This window comes from Cohnella hongkongensis, assembly GCF_042654645.1.
Lineage (GTDB): Bacteria > Bacillota > Bacilli > Paenibacillales > Paenibacillaceae > Cohnella > Cohnella hongkongensis.
In genome coordinates, this window is the sequence record NZ_JBHSEP010000003.1 from 205,022 (window position 1) to 219,118 (window position 14,097).

General features: G+C 59.4%; 12 protein-coding genes. 1 reads left to right on the forward strand and 11 read right to left on the reverse strand.

Annotation, left to right across the window (positions count from 1 at the left end; all coding sequences use genetic code 11):
* The first annotated feature begins 141 nt into the window (after positions 1–141).
* Positions 142–2,211 carry a bacterio-opsin activator gene (locus tag ACFO3S_RS06445; protein WP_378093527.1) on the forward strand — a complete coding sequence of 690 codons (2,070 nt, stop codon included), beginning with the start codon at positions 142–144 and terminating at the stop codon, positions 2,209–2,211.
* Positions 2,212–2,265: 54 nt separating this feature from the next.
* Here ACFO3S_RS06445 and ACFO3S_RS06450 read toward each other — a convergent pair whose 3' ends face one another.
* From ACFO3S_RS06450 to ACFO3S_RS06500, 11 genes are all read right to left on the reverse strand, one after another.
* On the reverse strand, positions 2,266–4,002 hold the full coding sequence (locus tag ACFO3S_RS06450) for a helix-turn-helix domain-containing protein (protein WP_378093529.1): 1,737 nt from the start codon (positions 4,000–4,002) through the stop codon (positions 2,266–2,268).
* A 178-nt stretch (positions 4,003–4,180) separates the two neighbouring features.
* On the reverse strand, positions 4,181–4,930 hold the full coding sequence (locus tag ACFO3S_RS06455) for an IucA/IucC family C-terminal-domain containing protein (RefSeq protein ID WP_378093531.1): 750 nt from the start codon (positions 4,928–4,930) through the stop codon (positions 4,181–4,183).
* A 3-nt stretch (positions 4,931–4,933) separates the two neighbouring features.
* A complete protein-coding gene (locus ACFO3S_RS06460; protein ID WP_378093914.1) occupies positions 4,934–5,944 on the reverse strand; it encodes an ABC transporter substrate-binding protein in 1,011 nt (336 codons plus the stop codon).
* Between the two features lie 245 nt (positions 5,945–6,189).
* Positions 6,190–6,897, reverse strand: a complete 708-nt coding sequence (locus ACFO3S_RS06465; protein WP_378093533.1) for a FadR/GntR family transcriptional regulator — start codon at positions 6,895–6,897, stop codon at positions 6,190–6,192.
* 19 nt (positions 6,898–6,916) lie between these two features.
* Entirely contained in the window at positions 6,917–7,648 is a 732-nt protein-coding gene (locus ACFO3S_RS06470; RefSeq protein WP_378093535.1) for a LutC/YkgG family protein, read from the reverse strand.
* Positions 7,635–9,164: a LutB/LldF family L-lactate oxidation iron-sulfur protein gene (locus tag ACFO3S_RS06475; protein ID WP_378093537.1), complete on the reverse strand. Its 1,530-nt coding sequence runs from the start codon at positions 9,162–9,164 to the stop codon at positions 7,635–7,637. Before ACFO3S_RS06475 ends, ACFO3S_RS06470 begins: the two co-directional genes overlap by 14 nt.
* Position 9,165: 1 nt before the next feature.
* The gene (locus ACFO3S_RS06480; RefSeq protein ID WP_378093539.1) at positions 9,166–9,888 is read right to left on the reverse strand and encodes a (Fe-S)-binding protein; all 723 of its coding nucleotides are present in this window, start codon (positions 9,886–9,888) and stop codon (positions 9,166–9,168) included.
* Between the two features lie 257 nt (positions 9,889–10,145).
* A complete protein-coding gene (locus ACFO3S_RS06485; RefSeq protein WP_378093541.1) occupies positions 10,146–10,910 on the reverse strand; it encodes a DeoR/GlpR family DNA-binding transcription regulator in 765 nt (254 codons plus the stop codon).
* A gap of 26 nt (positions 10,911–10,936) precedes the next feature.
* The gene (locus ACFO3S_RS06490) at positions 10,937–12,412 is read right to left on the reverse strand and encodes a rhamnulokinase (RefSeq protein ID WP_378093543.1); all 1,476 of its coding nucleotides are present in this window, start codon (positions 12,410–12,412) and stop codon (positions 10,937–10,939) included.
* Between the two features lie 22 nt (positions 12,413–12,434).
* Positions 12,435–13,697, reverse strand: a complete 1,263-nt coding sequence (gene rhaA / locus ACFO3S_RS06495; RefSeq protein ID WP_378093545.1) for an L-rhamnose isomerase — start codon at positions 13,695–13,697, stop codon at positions 12,435–12,437.
* A 25-nt stretch (positions 13,698–13,722) separates the two neighbouring features.
* Complete coding sequence (locus ACFO3S_RS06500) at positions 13,723–14,094, reverse strand: sensory rhodopsin transducer (protein WP_378093547.1); 372 nt, start codon at positions 14,092–14,094, stop codon at positions 13,723–13,725.
* Positions 14,095–14,097 lie beyond the last annotated feature (3 nt).

Sequence of the window (14,097 nt, forward strand, 5' to 3'; positions counted from 1 at the left end):
GTCGGGATTGCTCCTTTGCGTCGTTCAATCGGAAATGAGTTTATTCGTGCGTATTCCATAGTGTAAAATAAAGAGCGGACAAGCCGTGTTTCACTTTTGTTTCATTTTTAATGTTTTCATCCTGGGGAGAGCGGGTGCCGAATGGACGATCAAAGGAGAGCAGACACCTTGGAGCCCCGCCGGCGCATCGTCGGCATGGATCGGGAGCTGCGCCGGTTGGAGCGCTGGCTGACGGACCCGCTCGCCGAAACGCGGCTCTTTTCGATAACGGGCATCGGGGGAATCGGCAAAACGACGCTGCTTGTGGAGATGGCCCGCCTGTGCAGAACCTCCTCCGCGCTTACGCTGTGGGTGGACGGACGGGGCGAGCTGGCTTCGTCCGGCTCCTTCCTCTCCAGCCTCGAGTCGAGCCTGGAGAGCGAATATGGAAGACGAAGAGCGCCGGACGCCGCTCTTCTTCCCTATATCGTTGCCGAGCTGGCGAAGCAGCGGACCGTGCTGCTGCTGGACAACGGCGAGACGATTGAACGGCTGGAAAGCTGGCTGCTGTCCAGCTTCCTGCCGAGGCTTCAATCTGCGGGCGTGCTTGTTGTCGTCGCGTCGCGCAACGGACTGCCTCCCAAGTGGCACGTGAATCCGTATTGGGGCAGCCGGATCGAATCCTTCCCGCTGCAGCTGTTCACCCGAGAGCAGTCGCTAGACTACTTGCGCGGCAGCGGCCTGGAGAACGGCGTGCAGTTGGAAGTCGCCCAGCGAACGGAAGGGCATCCTCTTCTCCTCGCCCTGACCGTCGATTTGCTGCTCTCCGGGGGAAGGGACGCCTGGAGCCGGTTGAGCGATATCCCGGCGATGCTTAGCGGCGATTGGCTGCGGGAGGCCGCTTCTCCGGCGCTGCATCGGGCGCTGACCGCGCTGTCGCTGCTCCCGGCAGCCGATCAGTCGACGTTAAACGATTTGCTGGACGAACCGCTCGACGCAGCGGCCTATTACGAGCTGGGCAGGCTGTCTTTCATCCGCAGCACGCCGCAGGGCCTCGCCTTGCATCCGGTCGTGTCCCGTCTGCTTCGGCTGGATTATGCGCACCGCCATCCGGCCCAATTCCAGACGCTGCGCCATACGGCCTTCAAGCGGATGGCCGACGGATTTCATGATGCCGACCGGCGGACGCAAATGCACGTCGCCGCGCACGTGCTGGAGCTTTACCGCGAATATTTGCCTTCCTCCCATGCTTATGCCGACTTCACGGCCTCTCTCCGGCCGGGCGAGCTCCCGTTGTACCGGCCGGAGGATTTGCCCAGCCTGCACCGGTTTCTGGCGGACTCGCTGGCGCAGTCCAATTGGCATTCCGAGCTGGTTCGGGCAGAGGACTGCCACGCCGTGCTGGACGAAATCGCGCGCCACAGTCCGGAAGGGATCTGCGTCTTGCGCCTCGACGACGGGAAGCCTATCGCATTCTGCGCGGGCTTTCGCCTGGATGCGTCGGCCGCGCCTCTGCTGGAACGGTACGCTCCATCCTTTCTGCCGATGCTGGGAGAAGAACGGAACAGGGTGCCCGACGCCTCTTCCGAGGCGTCGGACACCCTGTGCGTGCTGCTTGCTGCCGTCGATACCGGGCAGTCCCTCTATCGCCCGGAGGAGCTTGGCGCGCTGCTCATGCAGCAGTGGCTGATCCACATGACCGCCGGCTGGCGGGGAATGATGGTGTCGGCCGATCCGCAGTTGAACAGTCTGCTTGCGCTGATGGGCTTTCAGGATCAGGGCCGCTTTCGCCGGGACTCCGCGGACGAAACCGAATTGACTCGATGGGAGCTCGATTTCCGCCATACGACGTTCGAACAATGGGTACGGCTCGTCATTCGTCAGATGCATCCGGAGCTGGCCGATCACGGGCGGCATACGATCGGCGGCGATCCGCTCAGCGAAGACGACATTCGAGCTGCGCTGCGCAGTCGGCTCGATCCCGACGAACTGCAGCGGCTGGGACTGTCGGGGACGGACCTTCAAGCCCGAATCCGGTCCATTCTGAGCGCGGAGACGCCTCCCTTTCCCCTGACTCGGCTTGAGCAGCGCATTCTGCAGGAAAGCTTCCTTCGCGGCGATCTGAACAAAAATCAGCTCGCCGAGACGTTCCATATGAGCCGGACGACGTTCTATCGCCATTCGCGCCAGGCCATGAGCCATCTGACGCAGGTGCTGAACAGCCGTCTGTAAGAAACGAAAACGCTAGTCCGAATAAGCTCGCCTTTCGATCCATATCCATCGCCGTCACGCAAGCAAAGATTGGGCTACGTCCTCGACAATGCGGCTAATTCCCAGAGGACCGTAGGACCCGATCCAAGTCGAAGCGTCCACCGTGTACACATGCCGTTTCTTCACCGCGCCCAGCGATTGCCATACCGCGCTCCTCTGCATGTCGGTCACCCGTTGCTTGAACAGCTCGTTGGAAAGCAGAAAATAATGGTTGGCGTTGACCTCGGGCAGCTCGTCAAGGGAAATATGGTACGCGCTGTCCGAGACGAAATTCCCTGAAATAAAAAACGGCGCCGGCAACCCCAAATCCTCGTATAGAATGGCCCCTGTGCGATGGTTCGACGTATGAACGCGAATAAACGTATCCCGGGGGCGAATCAAAGCCACGCGCTGGCCTTGCAGCTTATCCGCAAGCCTGTTCGACAATTGGGCCGTCTTGTCGCGATATTCCGACAGCACCCGATCCGCCTCTCGGCGCTTGCCCGTCATTTCCCCGAAAATGCCCAGCACCGTGCGCCAGTCCTCGTTTCGATGAAACATAACGGTCGGAGCCATCCGGCTTAAGCTCTCGTAGATTCCCTCGTGCAGTTGGGTGCATACGATGAGATCGGGACGCAGCGAGGCGATGGCCTCGAGATCCGGCTGCTCGCACGTTCCAATCGCGGTGAACTGCCCCAGCTTATCCTGCAAATAGTCGGGAAAACAGCAGATCGCCGAAGTTCCGATGCCGACGCTGCCGGCCGGCAGCTCATTAAGCGTAATCAGCTGGTCCGCATACTGAACGTCCAGCACGGCAATACGCTTGGGCGAATGCTGCAAGCGAAGCTCTCCCCTGGCGTGCTTGACGACGATACCGTCATTCGCCCTATAGCTGAATACGGCTGTGCCGGGCGGGACCGCAGCCGACGCGAGGTTATCTTCGGCTGAGGCGGAGCGGCGGAAGTCCAATGGAGCCGTCCCGTAATATTTCTTGAAGGCGCTGCTGAAATAATAGATATCGCGATATCCGATGCTTTGGGCGATTTCCTGAACGGTGGCCGAGGTATGCTGCAGCAGGCGGGCCGCATGGCTCATTCTCACCTTGATCGCGTACTCCATCGGGCCCAGCTCCATCTGCTGCTTAAACCATCTCTGCAGCTGCCTCGAGCTGCAGTGGACAAGCTCCGCCATCGATTTCAGCTGCAAAGGCTTGTTATAGTGGGCGTCAATATGCTTCTTCACGAGGTTAACCGCTTCCGAAGGCGTTTGATACCCTTCCGCCTCCAGCTGCTTCAGCAGCTCGTAGAGCAAGCTCTGCAGAAGCGCGCTGGCATGAAAGCTTTCAAGTCCCTGCCGTGCGTTCCACTTCTGCTCGATTTGCTCCACAAGCTGATGGAGCGCCAACCGCTTGGCCGGAACGAACCCGAACGAAAGCTGCAAAAGCTCGCGCCCCTCAGGCGAAGAAGCGAGTTCACTTTCCGCAATGCGCAGCACTCCGGTTTTGTAATATACGGCGATACATTCGATCGGCTCCGTAACGGCCGCCAGATCGACAGCGGCGTCTTCGCCCGCATGGCATACGAAGAAGGGGCAGATCGGATAAGTCACCCCGTCCACAAGCAGCCTTCCGTGCCCGCTTCTCGCCAATAACAGCAGATTTGCCGGCATGTCGAAATGGCGCAGGTCGTGGCCGGGAAGCAGTCTGAGGCGCCGAACGTCCAGCAGCCTGACCACCGTATCGTTCCATTGCGACAACTGTGTTTGCAGCGGCATCACCCACATCTCCAAACCTGATTTCATTAGGAAGCCTATTGCTCCGCTTCTTTTCCCTTCTGCCATTTTAATTGATAACGATTCTCACAGTCAATTTCAGGCGCCGCATCTGCCGCCAATCCGCACAGAAAGAAGTCCGGCCGCTGCGTTCCGCAGCGGCCGGACGGCTTCGAACAGTCTAGAGCTTGGGACACTTCAAGCAATATTCGGGCGCCATCTGATAGTAAAGACAGCAAGTCAGCCGTCTGCTCCGCCCCGTAAGTCTGCGGCTTTCGTCCAGCTCCGTGAAGGAGCTGAGCGGATTTTTCCTCATGCCGAACAGCTCCCCGGAAGAGCCTTTCGCCATAAAGAAGAAGTCGTCCCGAGCTCTCCGGCTCCGCTCCCCGTCTTCTCCCTCGCGGCAGGCGTACACGGGAGCGATGCGCGCCATGACGTTCTCCCACAACGTCGCCATCGGCACCGAGCCCGCCGCGGCTATCGTTTTCATGAGCGGAGTCAGACGTTCGGCGAACAATTGCCCGACCACCTCCGCCCGCCACGCTTCCCGATTTCCGGCTTCCGGCGCCGTTACCCTTGCGCCGGACAAAGCCAAAAACGGAAAAGCGGTGCCGGCAGCCGAAGCTTCCGGATGAAAAAGCCGGCAACGCTCCAACTCCGCCCCGATCCCCCGGTCATAGTAGGTCATGGCCGAGAGAACCGGAGCGACGAGCAGGTGGGCCACTCTTTTTACCAGCATGGACGACGCCACGCTGAGGTTCGGAGAGCCGATATGTCCCCTAAGCCACTCGATGTACGTTTTGCAGGCCTCTTCCTTCAGGAGCTCGCTCAAAGCCAGCGACTTGATGCTGTGCGAGGAAGCCTCTCCGGCAGACAAGCCGTAATCGCCGGAAAGCTCCTTCCAGGCGTCGGACGTCAAGAAGGGATCCATTCGTCAGGGCTGACCCAGCAATGCCGCCGCGGCCTGATCGACGATTAGGCCGTTCGCGATCGGCCCGTAATAGGCAATCCACAAGGTCGTGTCGACGGGGTAGACGCGATTGTTCTTCACCGGCTCCAGGGAGCTCCATATTGTCGTGCTCTCGAGCTCTTTGACCGATTCCGCAAACATCGCATCCGACAGCAAGAAGTAATGATCGGCGCCAATGTCGGGGACGGCTTCCAGGGAAATCTCGTAGGCGCTGTCGTCTACCGCGGCTACCGATTCAGGAACGTTCAAGCCCAAGTCCGTATAGAGGATCGACCCTGTACGATGATCAGGCGTATGGATGCGAATGCCTTCCGTTCTTGGACGAATCAGCGCGACCGTTTCCTCTTTCAGCTTTTCGGCAATCTGCTGCCTCAGTGCGGCGGTTTTGTCTTCATACGCTTGCCGCACGGCCTGCGCTTCCGCCTGCTTGCCGGTCATTTGACCCATCGTCTCCAATGTTGCGCGCCAGTCCTCGTAGAAGTCAAGCACAACGGTCGGCGCGATTTTGCTGATGCTGTCGTAAGCCTTCTCCTGGAAGTCCGTCATCAGAATCAAATCCGGGTTCAACGCCAGAACCGCTTCTATATTGGGCTCGTCGCGCGTGCCCAATACCTGGACATTCCCTAACCGGTCGCTCAAATACTCCGGAAAATCGGTGTCGGAGCCGGCTGCCGTCACGCTTCCCGCAGGCTGCTCGTCAAGCGCGATCAGCTGATCGACGAACTTCGTATCCAGAACCGCGATCACCTCGGGCTTTTTCTCCAGCGTATACTCGCCCTTCATATGCGTAATGGTCACCGGAAAAGGAGCTTTATCTTCGGACGTCGGAGAAGCGCTCTCGGTCACCGACGGAGACGGCTCGGGCGTGCCGCTTGGCGGGCTTTCGCTTTGGCCGCCGCTGTTTCCGGAGCCGCATGCCGCCAGCAGAAGCGCGAAACAGATGAACCACGTTGCGTGTTGAATCGATTTAGCCATTTTCACTCTCAGAACCCCTTCATTTCAATTATGATAATGATTCTCATTATCGAGTTTAATTGTACTTGTTTTTCGGGGTCATTCGAATAAAGGTTCGCGACATACCGCTTGTAATTTTGCGACAATCGACGAGCAATGAAGCCAAGACAGAGAGCAAGGAGTGAAACCCGATGTTGAACCATCTGAATACATAACGGGGCCGATCCTCTCGTCTTCCGACGAGGAAGGACCCGCCCCCCCTAACGCTAAATATACTTCGTCAAAATGTTCTCCACATGCTCCAAGTGGCTCTTCATCGTCTGCGCGGCCAGCTCGGGGTCGCGAAGGCGAACCGCCTCGAAGATCGCGGAATGCTCCCGGTAGAGCTGCTCGGCGACCCGCTGGTTGGAGTAGATCTCCACTCTGCGGATATCGCGAATCGCCGTCTCCAGCTGTCCGACGATCGATTCGAACAGCCGAACCATGATCGAATTATGCGTCGCCTTGGCCAGCGTGAGATGGAACAGCACGTCCGTCCGCTCACCTTCCAGCTCCTGACCGACCGATTGCTTCATCGCGTGCATGAGCGCTTCGAATTCGACCAGATCGGCCTCGGTGCGCTTCTCGGCGGCAATTGCCGCGTTGGACACCTCCAGCGACTGTCTTGCCTCGAGCAGCTCAAGCAGCACGCTGCGGTTCAGCCTGAGCGAATCCAGCTCCGGCACGGCCACCTCCGCAGGAACGTTATGGATGACCCGGCAGCCGCCGCCCTGGCGAATCTCGATCAGACCCATCGCCTTCAGCGCGCTTAGCGCTTCGCGGGTCGTCGAGCGGCCTACGCCGAAGCTCTCCGACATCTCCTTCGTCGAAGGCAGCTTGTCGCCGACCTTGAACTTGCCGTCGAGGATCATCCGCATGAGCTGGTCCTTGATCTCCTCGTAATGATTCCTTTTCGTTAACCGGGTCATTTCCATTCGCTCGCTTACCTCCAGCCTATCCGACGAGCAAAGCGTATACGATGCCCGGACCGTGCACGCCGATCGTCAAGTCGTTCTCGATATCCGAGGACCGGCTCGGACCCGAAATAAAATGGATGCCCGCGGGCAAGCTCTCTCGTCCGCTCCCGTCGAAAATCGCCATCACTTCGCCCAGCCTCGTCTTCAGGCGATCGATCGGAATAATCGCGATCAGCACGGTCGGCAGCAAGCTCACCGAGCGCCCCTTGTCCTTCGAGGACAGCACGACCATCGAGCTCGTGTACGCCGCCGCGTGGTCGACGAGCACGACGCCGATGTCGGCTTCCGCCGAACGCGCCTTCCAGTTTTCTTCGGCGTCGGTGTTCCAGACCGAGATTTTCGCCTCCGGCAGACGCTCTTCCAGCCCCAGGTCGGCAAGCTCCGGCTCGTTCTGGCGAACGATATATTTTGCGCCGAGCTCGTCAGCCTTGCCGGCGATGAAGCGCTGAACCTCCTCCATCGTCGCAAGCCGCTCGACATGCCCGCCCACGCTCTTAAAATTTTCCGTGAACCTGTCGACGCGCTCCTGCTCGCTCCATTCATAGGCGTTCCAGAAATCCGGCGCTCCGCGGTACGGATGCTTCGGCGCTTCCGCGACCATAGGCCTTCTCAGCTTGGAAGAAATGCCGCCGATGAATTTGAGCTGCTTGGCGCGAGACTTCTCTTCCATCTCTTGCAGCCACTGCTCGTGAGATTTAGCCGTGTCCATGCCCGTGAGTCCCTCCGTTCTTGCGATTGCGGAGCGCCTGCTCCATCCGCTGCTTAATGTCCGGCGACATTTCCTTCAGCCCCTCGCGGATTTCCGCGTCGAGCGTCGGCCATTGCTGGCGGAAGCTCTTCTTCGGCAGCGTCGGCAGCACGCGGTACGAATTCCAGCCCTTCAGCGGTCCGACCTTCAGCCGGATTCCGCCGTCTCTGGCCACGAACTTCTGGCCGATCTTGCCGAGCTTAAGCATTGTGCTTACCCGTCCGGGCTTGGAGAACAGCGCGGCGAAGCCCTTCATTCCGGCGTCCTCCAGCTTGTTCCCGTGTCCCGCCTCCACCTTGCGCCTGCGCAAGTACACGAGCATGTCGTGGAGCGGAATTTTGACCGGACAAGCCTCGTAGCACGCCCCGCACAAGCTGGAGGCGTTGGCGATGTCGTCCCATTCGGCAATATTTTTGTTCAGGGACGGGGTCAGCACCGCGCCGATCGGGCCGCTGTACGTTCCGCCGTACGCGTGTCCGCCGATATGACGGTAGACCGGGCAGGCGTTAAGGCAGGCGCCGCAGCGAATGCAGTTCAGCAGCTCCTGGAACTCGGGATCGCCCAGCTGCAGGGAACGGCCGTTGTCGACGATAATGATGTGCATCTCGTCCGGTCCGTCGGCGTCCTCGGCGCGGCGCGGCCCCGTTATGCCCGACATGTACATCGTCAGCTTCTGGCCGGTCGCCGAACGGGGCAGGAGCGTCGCCATCACCTCCAGGTCGGCCCACGAAGGGATGATGCGCTCCATGCCCATCAGCGTAATTTGCGTTTTCGGCAGCGTTGTCACCATCCGGGCGTTGCCCTCGTTCTCGAACAGCACCATCGAACCGGTCTCGGCAATCGCGAAATTGCAGCCCGTCATGCCGATGTCGGCTTCAAGAAACTTCGACCGCAGCCTTCTGCGCACGTAACCGGCCAATATTTTCGTGTCCGCCTCCAGCTTCTCGCCCGCATCTTCCGACAGCAGATCGGCAATCTGAAACCGGTTCTTGTGAATGGCCGGAATAATAATATGCGATGGCGCTTCGTCGGCCAGCTGAATAATGTACTCGCCAAGGTCCGTCTCGATCGCTTCCACGCCGATCTTCTCGAGGGCGGCGTTGAGATGAAGCTCCTCGGACACCATCGACTTCGATTTGACGACGGTTTTGGCGCTTTTCCTTTCGGCGATCGCCATGGAGATGTCGACCGCTTCCTGGGCGGTTTCCGCAAAATGCACGTGAACGCCGTTCGCCCGGGCGTTCTCGACGAACAGGTTCAAGTAATAGTCCAGATGCGCGATCGTATGAAGCCGGATCTGGCGGCCTCTCTCGCGCCATTCCTCCCAGTTGCCGTGCTCCTCCATCGCTTTCAGCTTGCCGTTCTTCAGCCGCTCCGTCGTGAACTTGACCGCCTTGCGCAGAAAGTCGTTATTCAGCGCAAGACCGGCGCGCTCCTTCACCGTTGCTCCGCCCTTGGGCGCATGTCCGTGGCTCATCTTACTTCACCCCTTCATACAGCAGCTCGGCCAGGTGCATCACTTTGACCGGCTCGTTGCGGTAACGCAGATTGCCGGCGATATTCAGCAGACAGGCCATATCCAGGCCGACCAGCACTTCCGCTTCCGTTTCTTTGACGTGATCGCTCTTCTCGTTCACCATCGCGCCGGAAATGTCCGACATTTTGACCGCGAACGTGCCGCCGAAGCCGCAGCAATCCTCGGCATAAGGAAGCGGAACGAACTCCAGCCCCTTCACCTTGTTCATGAGCGCCATCGGCTCGTCCTTGATTCCCATCAAACGGCTGCCGTGGCAGGAAGGATGGTACGTCACTTTATGCCGGAACGTCGCGCCGACGTCCGTCACGCCGAGCACGTTGACGAGAAACTGGGTGAATTCGTACGTTTTGCTTTGCAGCGCCTTCGCTTTGTCCAGCATCGCTGGCTCGTTCTCGAACAGCTTCGGATAATGGTGAATCATGCCCGTGCAGGAGCCCGACGGCGCGATGACGAAGTCGCTGTCCTCGAACGCTTCGATGATCGTTGCGGCGGTCGCCCTCGCTTCCTTCCAGTACCCGCTGTTAAAAGCCGGTTGCCCGCAGCAGGTCTGGATCGGGGGAAACTCGAGCGTGACGCCGTACCTGGCCAGCAATCGAGCCATCGCCTCCCCTACCCGGGGAAACATCGTATCGCTTAGACAAGTGATAAATAAGGAAACCTTCATGCTGCCGCACCCCTTTATCGTGACTTTGCTCTTTTCATATTATCAGGTTATCAGACATGTTGACAACCGATTAATGCTTCCTGCCCATGCAAAATCGCCTTCGGCGTCCTCTAGACGCTGAAGCGCGTTTTTGTCGGAGGTGATTCAGATAAGGAATCACTAAAAAATAAGGGCCCGGGGGCCCCGCGCCGCCTCTTCCCGCTGCTGTCAGCGGCATTCCGCAGCGCGGTTCCTCCCGGGAACCGCGTTCTTCGCCGCTATACCGTAATCACAAAGATGCCCCGGCCTTCCAACTGCTCGATCGTTTCTCTCGGCATGCGACGGTCGGTAATGATCGTGTCGACCTCCGACAAGTCGGCTACATGCGTGAACGCCTGCACGCCGAACTTGCTCGAATCGGCAAGCAGAACGACCTCGTCCGCTATGCCGATCATCCGTTCCTTGATCCGGGCCTGCAGCTCGTTGGACTCGCTGATGCCGCGCTCCAGATGCACGCCCTTGCAGGACAGAAACACTTTATCGACGTGATAGGCGTCGAGCGACCGTTCCGCCAGCGGGCCGACGAATGACAGCGATCGCTGGGCGAGGATGCCGCCCGTCGAGATAACCTGGATCTTCTCCTTGCTGCTGAGCTCCGTCGCAACCTTGATCGAATTGGTAAGCACGGTTAAGTCGATGTCGGGCACGTCGGCCGCCATATACCAGGCGGTCGAGCTGGCGTCCAGCAAAATGCGGTCCTTCGGCGAGATTCGCTTGATCGCCTCCAGAGCGATCCGCTTCTTCTCCTCCGCATTCGTAATTTCGCGCTCGGCGTACGGAATTTCCGGGTGCAGCGCCGTCTCCTTGACGCTGATCGCGCCGCCGTGGGAGCGGCGCAGCCGGCCCGCGCGCTCGAGCCGGTCCAGATCGCGGCGGATCGTCTCCTCCGTCACCTGGCAAAGCTCGCTCAGCTCGGTTACCCGGATGCTTCCTCTTTCGTTAACCAAGCTTACGATTTTCTCATAGCGCTCCGCAACCAGCATGTGCACCCTCTTTTCGCAACCCGAATTTAGTCCGTCAGCCCCGTGAGCGACAAGAAGCTTTCGTAAGCCTCGGCCCACGATTCCCGATCGTTCGGCTCATACGTCTCGACAGGGAACGATTCGCGAATCGCCTGGCGCGCTTGCCAGATGTCGGCGAACTCGCCTTGGGCGATCCACTGCACGGCCAAGTTGCCGATCGCGCTGCCCTCGGAAGGTCCGGCCCATACCGGCTTGCCGATCGCATTGGCCGTCCACTGGCAGAGCAGCGTATTATGAATGCCGCCGCCGACCATATGCAAGCCTCCGAAGCTTTGCCCCGACAGCCGCTCGGTCATCTCGAACACGTAGCGATATTTTAACGCGAGGCTTTCCAGAATGCAGCGGACCGTTGCGCCTACGCCGTCCGGAGCCGATTGCCCCGTGCGCGCGCAGTATTCCGCGATCCTCTCCGGCATGTCTCCCGTAGGCAGGAACAGGTCGTCGTCCGGATCGATGAACGTCGCCAGCGGCTTCGCTTCCGAGGCGAGGCGAACGAGCTCCGGGAACGAATAAGATCGGCCTTCCCGTTCCCATTCTCTCCGGCACTCCTGCAAAATCCACAAGCCCATAATGTTTTTCAGAAGCCGGAACGTATTGCCGAAGCCGCCCTCGTTCGTGAAGTTCAGCTTCTGCGCCAGATCGTGAAGGACCGGCTTGTCGACTTCCGTCCCCATCAGCGACCACGTTCCGCAGCTCAAGTACGCGAACGACTTCTCCGTGGCCGGAACGGCGACCACCGCAGAGCCCGTATCGTGCTCGGCCACCGTGTAGACGGGAATCGATCCGACGCCCAGCTCCTCGCACACCGAGGGCTTCAGCTTGCCCGCAAGCTCCCCGGGCTTCAGCACGCTGCCAAACCAGCTCTTCGGCAGCTCGAGCAGCCTCAGCAGCTCCGAATCCCACGAATCCTCGACCGGATTGTACAGCTGCGTCGTCGTCGCGTTCGTAAACTCGTTGTGCATTTCTCCCGTCAGGAAGTAGCGAAGCAGATCGGGAATCATCAGCAGCCGGCTGTCTTCCTGCAGCAGCGGGGATTTCGCCTGCTTCAACGCGTAGAGCTGATAGATCGTATTGAACGGCAGAAATTGGATGCCGGTCCGGGCAAAAATGACCGAAGCCGGAATCTCGCCCATCAATCGTTCCATCGCCCCTTCGGTATGACGGTCGCGGTAGTGGTACGGATTGCCGATCAGCTCTCCGTTCTTGCCGATAAAACCGAAATCGACCGCCCAGGAATCGATCCCCATGCTTCTGAGCTCGATGCCCCGGTGCTTGGCTTTCAGCAAGCCTTGCTTGATTTCGTGATAGAGCCGCAAAATGTCCCAGTACAGGCGGTCGCCCACCTGCACGGGGTCATTGGGAAAGCGATGCAGCTCCTCGATCTCGATCCTGCCGTCCGTCAGCCGTCCGAGCAGCGCTCTTCCGCTGCTGGCGCCCAGATCGAACGCGAGTATGCTCGACATCTCTCATCATCCTCGATTGAGTTTAATTGCCGCGCTTAAGCAGCACGTCTCGTTCGTATGCCTTCACTTCGCTCAGCCACTCTTCGCGCACGGGAACGCCGTGCTTCTCGCAGTAATAATCCCAGACCGCCCCGAACGGATACGATTTGAACTCTTCGGTGAGCGCCAGCCGCGTCGTGTAGTCGCCTTCCAGCTCGGCTTTCTTCAGCGCATCGATCGGATCGAGCATGGCGCGGAGCAGCGACTTGACCGTGTTGCGCGTGCCGACGACCCAGGCCGCGATGCGGTTAATGCTGGCGTCGAAGAAGTCCAGGCCGATGTGCGTCTTGCCGAGCAAGTCGCCGCGCACGAGCTCTCGCCCGATGTCGATGAGCTCGTCGTCCATCGTCACGACGTGATCGCTGTCCCAGCGCATCGGACGGCTGACGTGAAGCAGAATGCCTTCGGAGAACAGCGACAGCGAGCTCAGCTTGTTCGAGATCACTTCCGTCGGATGGAAGTGGCCGGCGTCGAGACAGATCAGCTTGTTGTTGCGCAGGCCGTAACCCATGTAGAACTCGTGGGAGCCGACGACGTACGCTTCCGAGCCGAGACCGAACAGCTTGCTCTCGACGGCGTCCAGGTTGTGCGCCGGGTTCAGCTCCTCGGCGAACACTTCGTCCAAAGCGTCCTTCAAGCGCTGTCTGGGAGCGAGACGATCGGCCGGCACGTCCTTGAAGCCGTCCGGCACCCATACGTTCGTGACGCAGGTCTGGCCGAGCTGCTCTCCGAAGTAGGCGCCGATTTTGCGCGACGCCTTGCAGTGGTCGATCCAGAAGCGGCGGATTTCCGGATCCGGATGACTCAGCGTAAAGCCGTCTGAGGATTTCTCATGGGAGAAGCAGGTCGGGTTGAAGTCCAAGCCCAGACCTTGCTCCGCGGCCCAATCGACCCATTTCTGAAAATGCTTCGGCTCCAGCTGGTCCAGCTCGACCTTCTCGTCGGTGTCGACGTAGATGGCGTGAAGATTAACCTTGTGCTTGCCCGGAATGAGCGAGAAGGCTTTCTCCAGATCCGCGCGCAGCTCGTCGGGCGTTCTTGCCGCCCCCGGATAGTTGCCCGTGACGGAGATGCCGCCGGTCAAGTCCTGTTCCCGGTTCAGAAACCCTCTGACGTCGTCCCCTTGCCAGCAATGCATCGAAATTTTGATTTGCGCCAGCCGTTCCAGCACTCGGTCGACGTCGATGCCATGCTTCGCGTACAGCTGCTTGGCCGCCTCGTAATTATTCACGGTTGTCTGTTGCATGCGCCGTTTCCTCCTTGACTTCGGTTTATTTGATAGGATAAGCAATGACGGACATGAGCGCGTTCTCGGCTTGCGTCGAATCGAGCCGGCTGTATTGCACGATGACCGGGATATCGCTTACAACCTCGATCGCGTAAGGAACGCCGACCGGAATCGGCGCCCCATCCTTGTGCAGCGAGCTCGTTCGAATATGCTTCGTCCGTCTGGCCCCGACAACAACCATAATGTCTTCCATCGGTTCGCGGTCTTCGAAGAAAATGGTTATTTTCAGCAGGGCGTCCTCCGACGCCGTATTGAGCACGCAGATGGATTCGTGGCTTGTCAGCTGTCCGGAACTGATCTCGGGAATGTAGCCGTCCGGAATATACCAGACTTTCTCGCCTTGCGGCCTATGCATAGG